Origin of the sequence: Collimonas sp., from assembly GCF_035566555.1 — a bacterium.
Classification (GTDB): domain Bacteria; phylum Pseudomonadota; class Gammaproteobacteria; order Burkholderiales; family Burkholderiaceae_D; genus Collimonas.
On the sequence record NZ_DATMRB010000158.1, the window covers coordinates 22143 to 32234 of the forward strand.

General features: G+C 60.3%; 9 protein-coding genes. 5 read left to right on the forward strand and 4 right to left on the reverse strand.

Translation table 11 applies throughout. The features are described 5' to 3' along the window. Positions 1–35 precede the first annotated feature (35 nt). The 4 genes from VNZ65_RS19490 to ugpB form a co-directional block, all read right to left on the reverse strand. Entirely contained in the window at positions 36–1115 is a 1080-nt protein-coding gene (locus VNZ65_RS19490) for a sn-glycerol-3-phosphate import ATP-binding protein UgpC (RefSeq protein ID WP_325671963.1), read from the reverse strand. A 1-nt stretch (position 1116) separates the two neighbouring features. Next, a complete protein-coding gene (gene ugpE / locus VNZ65_RS19495; protein WP_061942550.1) occupies positions 1117–1968 on the reverse strand; it encodes a sn-glycerol-3-phosphate ABC transporter permease UgpE in 852 nt (283 codons plus the stop codon). A gap of 21 nt (positions 1969–1989) precedes the next feature. Further along, positions 1990–2874 carry a sn-glycerol-3-phosphate ABC transporter permease UgpA gene (ugpA, locus tag VNZ65_RS19500; RefSeq protein ID WP_325671965.1) on the reverse strand — a complete coding sequence of 295 codons (885 nt, stop codon included), beginning with the start codon at positions 2872–2874 and terminating at the stop codon, positions 1990–1992. Between the two features lie 121 nt (positions 2875–2995). After that, positions 2996–4309: a sn-glycerol-3-phosphate ABC transporter substrate-binding protein UgpB gene (gene ugpB / locus VNZ65_RS19505; protein WP_325671966.1), complete on the reverse strand. Its 1314-nt coding sequence runs from the start codon at positions 4307–4309 to the stop codon at positions 2996–2998. 382 nt (positions 4310–4691) lie between these two features. Between ugpB and VNZ65_RS19510 the strand changes: the two genes are divergently transcribed. The 5 genes from VNZ65_RS19510 to VNZ65_RS19530 all read left to right on the forward strand — a co-directional run. Beyond that, positions 4692–5831, forward strand: coding sequence for an acyl-CoA dehydrogenase family protein (locus VNZ65_RS19510; RefSeq protein ID WP_325671968.1), 1140 nt, complete (start codon positions 4692–4694; stop codon positions 5829–5831). 48 nt (positions 5832–5879) lie between these two features. Beyond that, positions 5880–6809 carry an SDR family oxidoreductase gene (locus tag VNZ65_RS19515; protein WP_325671970.1) on the forward strand — a complete coding sequence of 310 codons (930 nt, stop codon included), beginning with the start codon at positions 5880–5882 and terminating at the stop codon, positions 6807–6809. A gap of 16 nt (positions 6810–6825) precedes the next feature. Further along, a complete protein-coding gene (locus VNZ65_RS19520; RefSeq protein ID WP_325671972.1) occupies positions 6826–7977 on the forward strand; it encodes a CaiB/BaiF CoA-transferase family protein in 1152 nt (383 codons plus the stop codon). A 94-nt stretch (positions 7978–8071) separates the two neighbouring features. Then, a complete protein-coding gene (locus VNZ65_RS19525) occupies positions 8072–9730 on the forward strand; it encodes an AMP-binding protein (protein WP_325671973.1) in 1659 nt (552 codons plus the stop codon). Positions 9731–9800: 70 nt separating this feature from the next. Then, on the forward strand, positions 9801–10092 hold a 292-nt coding region (locus VNZ65_RS19530), incomplete at its 3' end, for an SCP2 sterol-binding domain-containing protein (protein WP_325671975.1).

Genomic DNA, 10092 nt, shown 5'->3' on the forward strand with positions numbered 1-10092 from the left:
GCGGGCAGCACAGGGCTGCACGCCCAAGCCGTCTTTCAGGCAAGTTCGATGCGTTGCGTGGTCTCGGGATCAAACCAATGCAAGGCCGCGGCATCGAAGCCAGCGGTAATCTGCTGTCCGGCTTCGACCGCAGTCGCCGCCGGCACCCGCATCACGAGCAATTGATCCCCAATCGAGGCATGCACCAGCAAGTCGGCGCCCAGCGCTTCCACCAGTTCCGCCCGCAGGTTCAGGCCGGGCTGGCCAAAGATCAGCTGCTCAGGACGCAGACCCATGATGCAATCGTGGCCGGCAATCGGATTGCAGCTGAAGGGCAGGCTGACTGCGGCGGCATTGTCGATGGCGAAGCTGTTGCCGTCGGCTGCCACGCGGCCGCGCAGCAGGTTCATCGGCGGCGAACCGATAAAGCTGGCGACAAAGGTGGTGGCGGGGCGTGCATAGACTTCCGCCGGCGTGCCGATCTGTTCGGCGCGGCCGCCGTTCATCACGATCATGCGCTGGCCCAGGGTCATGGCTTCGACCTGATCGTGCGTCACGTACAGGCTGGTGGTGCCCAAGGTGCGATGCAGCTTCTGGATTTCCAGGCGCATCTGCACGCGCAGCTTGGCGTCCAGGTTAGAGAGCGGTTCGTCGAACAGGAACACTGCCGGTTCGCGCACGATGGCGCGTCCCATCGCTACCCGCTGGCGCTGGCCGCCCGACAGCTGGCGCGGGGTGCGCTGCAGCAGTGCGCCCAGTTCCAGGATCTTGGCCGCTTTTTGCACACGCGTCTCGATATCGTCCTTGCCCAGGCCGCGGATCTTCAGGCCGTAAGCCATGTTTTCGTAGACGCTCATGTGCGGATACAACGCATAGTTCTGGAACACCATGGCGATGTCGCGGTCTTTCGGCTCCAGCTTGTTGACCACGCGCTCGCCGATCACGATATCGCCCGAGGTGACTTCTTCCAGCCCGGCCACCATGCGCAGCAAGGTTGACTTGCCGCAGCCGGACGGGCCGACCATGACGATGAATTCGCCATCGGCGATATCGATCGAAATGCCGTGGATCACATCGACGGCCTTGGGCGCCTTGCCGTAGGTTTTCTTGACGTTCTTCAGATGTACTTGTGCCATATCACTTCTCGGAATCAACCAGACCTTTAACAAACCATTTTTGCATCACCACGACTACCAGGCCCGGCGGCAGCATCGCCAGCACCAGGGTGGCCATCACCATATTCCATTCCACTGCGGAATCGCCGCCGACAATCAGGGTCTTGATGCCGATACCGATCGGATACATGTCCTGGTTGGTGGCGATCATCAGCGGCCACAGATACTGGTTCCAGCCGTAGATGAACATGATCACGAACAGGGCGATGATATTGGTGCGCGACAGCGGCCAGATCACATCCTTGAAAAAGCGCAAGGGGCCGGCGCCATCGATGCGCGCCGCCTCCGCTAGTTCATCCGGAATGGTCAGGAAGAACTGGCGGAACAGGAAGGTGGCGGTAGCCGAGGCGATCAGCGGGATGGTCAGGCCGGCATAGGTGTTGAGCATGTGGAAATCCGACACCACTTGGTAGGTCGGCGTGATGCGCACTTCCACCGGCAGCATCAGTGTCATGAAGATCATCCAGAAGAACAGCGAGCGTCCCGGGAAGCGGAAGTAGGTCATGGCAAACGCTGACAGCATCGAGATCGAGATCTTGCCGATGGCGATCGCCAGCGCCGAAATCAGGCTCACCATCAGCATGCGGCCCACCGGCGGCGCCGAGACGTTGCCGGAGCTGCCCTTGGTCAGCAGCGCGCTGTAGTTTTCGATGAAGTGGGTGCCGGGCAGCAGCGACAACGGCGCGGCGGCGGCCTGCTCCGCGCTTTGCGTGCTGGCGACGAACGCCACATAGAGGGGGAAGGCGATGATGATCACGCCCAGGATCAGCACCAGGTGGCTGACCATGTCGAGGATGGGGCGGCGCTCAATCATGGGCGTCTTTCAAGATGATTTTCATGCGTACTGGACTTTCTTTTCAACATACTTGAACTGGACCACGGTGAGGACGATGACGATGGTCATCAGGATCACCGACTGCGCCGCGGCGCCTCCCAGGTCGCCGCCCTTGAAGCCGTCGTTGAAGACCTTGTAGACCAGGATCTCGGTATCCTTGCCGGGACCGCCCTGGGTGGTGGCTTCGATGATCGCAAAGGTGTCGAAAAAGGCGTAGACGATATTCACCACCAGCAGGAAGAAGGTGGTCGGCGACAGCAGCGGGAAAACGATGGTGGCGAAACGCTTGACCGGACCTGCGCCGTCGATGGCGGCCGCTTCGATCAGCGACTTCGGGATCGACTGCAAGCCGGCCAGGAAAAACAGGAAGTTGTAGCTGACCTGTTTCCACACCGCGGCGATGACGATCAGGATCATGGCGTGGCGGCCGTTGAGCACATGGTTCCAGTCGATGCCGATGTAATGCAGCCAATGGGAGACGATTCCCAGCGTCGGGCTCAGCATGAACATCCACAGCACACCGACCACCACCGGCGACACCGCATACGGCCAGATCAGGAAGGTTTTATAGACGGCTGCGCCTTTCGCCACGCGGTCGGCAAAGGCGGCCAGGATCAGCGACAGCGACAGGCCGAGCACCGCGACCAGTACCGAGAACACCGCCGTGGTCTTGAACGAGCCGAGGTAATTGCTGTCGGCGAACAGGGTGCGGAAATTATCGAACCAGACGAATTCCGAGTAGCCGCCGAAGGCGTCCTGCAACAGCATCGACTGGTACATGGCTTGCACCGCAGGCCAGACGAAAAACAAGAGGGTGACAATGATCTGCGGCGCCACCAGCGCATAGGGCAGCCAGGCAGATTTGAAGCGAGCGCGTTTTTCCACGATGGGACTCTCTATCGTCCGCGGCGATGCGGGATATCAGGGTAAGACGGAGCTGCAATTGGTAGGGTGGGCAAAAATGCCCACCCTACGTGCTACAGGAAAGACTAACTATCAGCTTGCTTTATTTATTGGTTTTCTCAAAACGTTCCAGCAGCAGATTGCCGCGTTCCACCGCGGTGTCCAGCGCCTGCTTGGCCGTGATCTTGCCGGTCCAGACGTTTTCCAGTTCTTCGTCGATGATGGTGCGGATCTGCGGCATGTTGCCGAGGCGGATGCCGCGCGACTTGTCGGTGGTCTTGGTGATCATCTGCTTGACTGGAACGTCGGTGCCGGGATTGCGGTCATAGAAACCGGATTTGCGGGTGATGTCGTAGGCCGCCAGGGTGGTCGGCAGATAGCCGGTTTCCTGATGCCATTTGGCTTGCACTTCCGGCTTGGACAGGAATTTGAAGAACTTGGCCACACCTTTGTAGTCCTCGGTTTTCTTGCCGCCCATGACCCACAGCGAAGCGCCGCCGATCATGGTGTTCTGCGGCGCGCCCGGAACATCGTTGTAGTACGGCAGGGTAGCGATGCCAAATTTGAACTTGGAATTCTTTGCAATATCCGCATAGCTGGATGAGGAGCCGGTCAGCAGACCGCATTCGCCGGAATAGAATTTCGAGGTTGCCTCGTCCTTGCGGCCGGCGTAGGTGAACAAGCCTTGCTTGGCCCAGTTGGCCAGGTTCTCGATATGCTTGACGTGCAGCGGGCTGTTGAACTTCAGGCGGGTATCCAGTCCGTCGAAGCCGTTGTTCTTCGATGCGAATTCGACGTTATGCCAGGTCGAGAACGACTCCAGCTCCACCCACGACTGCCAGGTGGTGGTGTAGCCGCATTTGGCGCCGCTGGCTTTCAGCTTGGCGGCGTCGGCCGCCAGCTCGGTCCAGGTAACTGGAGGCTTGTTCGGATCGAGACCGGCCTTGGTGAACATGTCCTTGTTATAGAACATCACCGTGGTCGAGCTGTTGAACGGCAGCGACAGCAGGCCGGCGCCTTTCGGGGCCGCATAGTAGCCGCCGATAGCCGGCACGTAAGCGGCCGGATCGAAGGGCTCGCCGGCCAGCTTCATGACTTCCGACACCGGCTTGATGGCGCCCTTGGAATACATCATGGTGGCGGTGCCGACTTCGAAGACCTGCAGGATGTCGGGGGCGTTGCCGGCGCGATAGGCGGCGGTTGCCGCGGCCATCGCTTCATCGTAGGCGCCTTTGTAGACAGGCACTACCTTGAATTCCGTCTGGCTCTTGTTGAACTCGTCGGCCAGGCCGTTGACGCGATCGCCGAGGGCGCCCGCCATCGAATGCCACCAGGAGATCTCGGTAACGGCATGTGCCGATACGCTCACAGTGGCGAGTGCACAGGCGATGGCTAGTGCGTTGAATTTGAATTTCATGGGGCCCCCGTAAAATTTTTGATGGTAGCGAATCGTTATGACCACCACATGACTTTGTGGACTTGTCCCCGCTCTTGTCACGATTAGGGATTCTTTAAAGCCGGATTCTATAGGTGACTTTATGAGCGGCGCAATGTTTGTTTTACCATCCAGCAATGACAACCGGCATGCGCATGCCGTCCGGCGCCGGCCGCTGCGGATGACAACCAGGATTCAGTCATGACCAATGTGTAATAATTATTACTATCTGCTTGAGGTACTGCACTAGCTTTAAGATTGACAAGCGATAAATCCTTAAATACCATCGATCGGGTAATTTTTTGATCAGGAATTGATCAAGGTGTAAAATAAATTACACATTATAAAAATACCAGGAGATGCAATGATCCCGCGTCAGTTGTTCAATGCCGACCATGAAGAATTCCGCCAGAACCTGCGCCGTTTCCTCGCTGCCGAGGTGTTGCCGCGCCACGCCGCCTGGGAAGAGCAGGGCTTTGTCGACCGCGATATCTGGCAGCGCGCCGGCGAACTGGGTTTCCTTTGCACCAACATGCCGGAAAACTATGGCGGTTCCGGCGTCGACCGCAAGTTCAGCACCATCGTGCTGGAAGAGCTGGCCAGCACTAACGCTTCCGGCATCGGCTGGCCGCTGCATTCGGACATCGTGGCGCCTTATTTGCTGCGCTACGGTAGCGAACAGCTGAAACAGGCCTGGCTGCCGAAGATGGCGGCCGGCACGGCGATCACCGCGATTGCGATGTCGGAACCGGGCACTGGCTCGGACCTGCAGGCGATACAGACTACCGCGATAGAAGACGGCGACGATTACATCGTCAACGGTTCCAAGATTTTCATCACCAACGGCTATAACAGCGATATGGTGGTGGTGGCGCTCAAGGTGGGCGACAAGGCGCGCGGCGCCAAGAATGTGTCGCTGCTGGTGATCGAGGCTGACCGTCCCGGTTTCAGCAAGGGCAGGCCGCTCAAGAAGATCGGCATGAAAGCGCAGGATACCTGCGAGCTGTTCTTTGATAACGTCCGCGTGCCGAAGTCGAATATCGTCGGCGAGGTCGGCGCCGGTTTCAGCATGCTGATGCAGGAACTGGCGTGGGAACGCCTGCTGATCGCCATCACCTCGGTGGCGAATGCGGAAGCCATGCTGGACGTTACCATCGCATATACCCGCGAGCGCCAGGCATTCGGCCGTTCGGTCTCGTCCTTCCAGAATACCCGCTTCAAGCTGGCCGAGATGAAGACGGAACTGCAGATTGCCCGTGTGTTCGTCGACCGCTGTGTCGAGCTGGAGGTCAAGGGCGAGCTGCAGGTAGACGCTGCGGCGGCCGCCAAGTACTGGTGCTCGGATCTGCAGGGCAAGGTTCTGGATCAATGTTTGCAACTGCACGGCGGATATGGTTTCATGCAGGAGTACCCGATTGCACGCGCCTTCATCGACGCACGGGCCCAGCGCATCTACGGTGGCACCAATGAAATCATGAAAGAGATTATTTCCCGCACCATTTGATCCCAGGATGGCGGAATACGGTTTTTCAATTATTTAAAGATAGATATCATGGCAAATGAATTACGAAATGAATTGCGCTATGACGGCCGCGTGGCGATTGTCACCGGCGCCGGCAATGGCCTCGGCCGTGTGCATGCCTTGCTGCTGGGAGCGCGCGGCGCCAAGGTGGTGGTCAACGACCTCGGCGGCGACGTCCATGGCGGCGGCAAGTCGAGCGCCGCTGCCGACCAGGTGGTGGCGGAGATCGTCGCCGCCGGCGGCACGGCGGTAGCCAATTACGACTCGGTGGAAGCGGGCGGCCAGATCGTGCAGACTGCGCTCGATCATTTCGGCGGCATCGACATCGTTATCAACAATGCCGGCATCCTGCGCGACAGCAGCTTCGCCAAGATGAGCGAAGACGACTGGGACCTGATCTACCGCGTCCACGTGCTGGGCGCTTTCCGCGTCACCCACGCCGCCTGGCCGCACATGCGCAACAAGGGCTACGGCCGTATCGTCATGACCACCTCGGCCGCCGGCATCTACGGCAACTTCGGCCAGGCCAACTACAGCATGGCCAAGATGGGCCTGATCGGCATGGCGAATACGCTGGCTGTCGAAGGCGCCTCCAAGAACGTGCTGGTCAACACCATCGCGCCGCTGGCCGGTTCGCGCATCTCCGAGACGGTGATGCCGCCGCAGATGCTGGAAGCGCTCAAGCCGGAATACGTCGCGCCGCTGGCGGCTTATCTGTGCCACGACAGCTGCAAGGAAAGCGGCAGCCTGTTCGAGGTCGGCGCCGGCTTCCATGCCAAGCTGCGCTGGGAACGTACCCAGGGCCATCATTTCCAGGGCCAGGCTTTCGGCCCGGAGGAGGTGGCTGAGAAGTGGGCCGAGATCGGCGACTTCAGCGATGCAACTTATCCCAAGACCATCGGCGAATCGCTGATGTCGATACTGCAAGGCGTCAACTCGCCGTTCGGCCAAAGCAAGTAGCCCAAGCCTGACAGCCATGGCTAACCCGCTCCTGTCCGGTATCCGGGTGCTCGACCTGACCCGTTTGCTGCCCGGTCCGTTTTGCAGCTTCTACCTGGCGCAGCTGGGGGCCGAGGTGATCAAGCTGGAAGAACCGCAGGGCGGCGACTACGCACGCTTGCTGGCGCCGGAACTGTTCACGCTGGTCAACCGCGGCAAGCAGTCGGTCACCCTGGATCTGCGCCAGCCGCAAGCGGTCGAGCTGCTCAAGCAGATGGCGGCCGAGGCGGACGTCCTGATCGAATCGTTCCGGCCCGGCGTGATGGACAAGCTGGGCTGCGGTTATCAGGTTCTGAAGCAGATCAATCCGCGCCTGGTGTACGCAGCGCTGACCGGTTACGGCCAGACCGGCCCCTATAAAGACCGTGCCGGCCACGACATGAATTATTGCGCCTACGCCGGCGTGCTGGACCAGACCGGCGCCGCCGACGGCGCGCCGGTATTGTCGAATTTCCAAAGCGCAGACCTGGCTGGCGGCGCGCTCACCTGCGCCCTCGGCATCCTGGCCGCCGTCATCGGCGCGCGCGCGTCGGGACAGGGTACGCTGGTCGACGTCGGCATGCTGGACGGCACGTTGGCATTGCAGGCGCTCTCCTTAGCCACCATCCGCACGCTGGGGGAGAGCAAGGCGCGCGGCAGCGATGTACTGAGCGGCGGCCTGCCGAATTACAGCATCTATCCCTGCGCCGACGGCAAGCATGTGGCGCTGGCGGCGCTGGAACCGAAATTCTTTTTCAATTTCTGCCAGGCAGTCGAACGGCCCGACCTGGCCGCCTTGCCGCTGGCGCCCGGAGCCGATGGTGCTGCTCTGCGCGAAGCGCTGGCCGATCTGTTCAAGACGCGCAGCCGCGATGAATGGGAGTTGATGCTGGCGGAGCGCGATTGCTGCGTGTCCGGCATCTATAGCCCGCAAGAAGCACTCGCCAATCCGCAGGTGCGGGCCCGCGGCCTGATCCGGATGGAAGACGGCAAGCCCTTGTCCGATCTGCCGATCCTCTTCAGCGATACTGCTGTCGCGGCGGCCGGCGCTTGTCCGGCTCTGGGCGCTGATACCGCCAGCGTGCTGGCCAGGCTGGCCGGCATTGACGATAGACAGCTGGCCGCCCTGGCGGCGAGTGGTGCGATCTGATACAAACGAATGTAGAGCAAGGCGATATCGAGCAAGACCAAAGAAAATATAAAAACCAGCAGTAATTTCCTGAACTTCACACGAGGAGACACCCGTGGACGGACAAAAGAATTCAGTGCAAATGATGTTGCAATGGGCCGCGGCCAAGCCCAATGCGCCCTGGCTGTTCCAGCCCGTTCTGGGACAATGGAAAGTCACTACCTGGGCGCAGGGCAGCGACCAGGTAAGGCGCATGGCGGCGGCGCTGAAGGCCATGCACTGGGAACCGGGCAGCCGCATCTGCATCTCTGGCCGCAATACCGCGCACTGGATCATGGCAGACCTGGCGATTTCCATGGCCGGCCATGTCAGCGTCGGCATGTATCCGAAACAGGCTGCGGCCACCACCCGTTATATCTTCGAGCATAGCGAAGCCAAGGCGGTGTTCCTGGGGCCGATGCCGGACGCAGACGATTTCACCGGGGCGATCCCGGATTCGGTACGCACCATTTCCTTTCCCTATCAGGAAGCGCCGGCCGGGCAGCTCACTTGGGATGAACTGGTCGCCGCCACCGCGCCCATGGCCATCGAGGAGTATCGGGCGCCGGCGCCAGAGGCGCTGATGACCCTGATCTACACCTCCGGCACCACCGGCAAGCCGAAAGGCGTGATGCTCAGCTACAGCAATGTGCTGTTTGCCGTCTACAGCATCATGAACCTGGCGCCGTCGCTCGGCCAGGAGCGTTATTTTTCCTACATGCCGCTGGCGCATGCCTTCGAGCGTTTTGCGATTGCGCTGCCGAGCTGCTATAACGGCGGCGAAGTGCACTTCCTTGAAAACGTCGACAAGATGGGCGAGCAGCTGGCGCAGGTCGCGCCTACCCGTTTCTTCGGCGTGCCGCTGGTCTATGGCCGTATCCAGACCGCGATCCTGCACAAGATGCCGCAGCAGAAGCTGGATCGCCTGATGAAGATTCCCCTGTTGCGCAGCATCGTCCGGCGCAAGATCCGGGTCGCGGTCGGTTTGCAGCATGTGCGCTTCTGCCTGTCCGGAGCGGCGCCGATACCGGCCGCGCTGCTCGACTGGTACCAGCGCAATCTCGGGCTGACGGTGCTGCAAGGCTATGCGCCGACCGAAGCCTCGGTCTATTCCAGCGCCTGCCTGCCGGACCAGAACCGGGTCGGCTCGGTCGGCAAGCCGCCGCAGAATGCCGGTTTCAAACTGTCTGACGACGGCGAGATCCTGTTCAAGCATCCAGGCCTGATGATGGGCTATTACAAGGATCCGGACAGCACTCGCGCGGCATTCACTGACGACGGCTATCTGCGCACTGGCGACCAAGGCCGGGTGGATGAAGACGGTTACCTGTATATTACCGGCCGCGTGAAAGACATCTTCAAGACCGCCAAGGGAAAATACGTGGCGCCGGCGCCCATCGAATGTTCGCTGGCGCGTAATACCGATGTCGAAAACCTGCTGTTCATCGGCAACGGCATGAACCAGCCGGTGATGGCGGTGACCCTGACCGCGGCGGCGCGCAGCAAGCCGCGGGCCGCAGTGGAGCAGGGACTGATCGATGATATGGCGGCGGTCAATGCGACGCTGGAGCCGCACGAAAAGATCGCCAAATGCGTGGTGCTGAAAGATGCCTGGAGCATAGACAACGGCTTGATGACGCCGACCATGAAGGTCAAGCGTAGCGAGGTAGAAAAGCGCTATGCCGGCCTGATGGAGCGGGAACTGCAGGTGCGCAGCGCGGTCGGATGGGAATGACGGGCTGCGCGCGGCTTGCCTATGGCGGAAAATGACAGCAGAATTTTTAAAACAAACTGAGGATAAAGAAATGACCGTAAACGACATCATCAAACTCATGCCGAGCGCGCTGGATACCGCCGCCGCGTTGAACATGAAGAACAGTATCCAGTTCGATATCTCGCAGCCGATGTATTTGCTTATCGATCACGGCAAATGCACAGCGCACGAAGGCGTGGTCGATGCGCCCGACGTCGCGCTGACGATGGCGGATGAGGACCTGAAGGCGTTGCTGAAAGGCGAGCTCAATGGCGCCATGGCCTTCATGAGCGGCAAGTTGAAGCTGAAAGGCGACCTGATGCTGGCGCAACGCATTCCATCCT

What these genes read in the sequence shown, in the direction of transcription:
- VNZ65_RS19515 (WP_325671970.1), top strand. Translation starts at nt 5,880, where the DNA reads ATGGCAAATGAATTACGAAATGAATTGCGCTATGACGGCCGCGTGGCG.
- ugpE (WP_061942550.1), bottom strand. Translation starts at nt 1,968, where the DNA reads ATGATTGAGCGCCGCCCCATCCTCGACATGGTCAGCCACCTGGTGCTG.
- VNZ65_RS19510 (WP_325671968.1), top strand. Translation starts at nt 4,692, where the DNA reads ATGATCCCGCGTCAGTTGTTCAATGCCGACCATGAAGAATTCCGCCAG.
- ugpB (WP_325671966.1), bottom strand. Translation starts at nt 4,309, where the DNA reads ATGAAATTCAAATTCAACGCACTAGCCATCGCCTGTGCACTCGCCACT.
- VNZ65_RS19520 (WP_325671972.1), top strand. Translation starts at nt 6,826, where the DNA reads ATGGCTAACCCGCTCCTGTCCGGTATCCGGGTGCTCGACCTGACCCGT.
- VNZ65_RS19490 (WP_325671963.1), bottom strand. Translation starts at nt 1,115, where the DNA reads ATGGCACAAGTACATCTGAAGAACGTCAAGAAAACCTACGGCAAGGCG.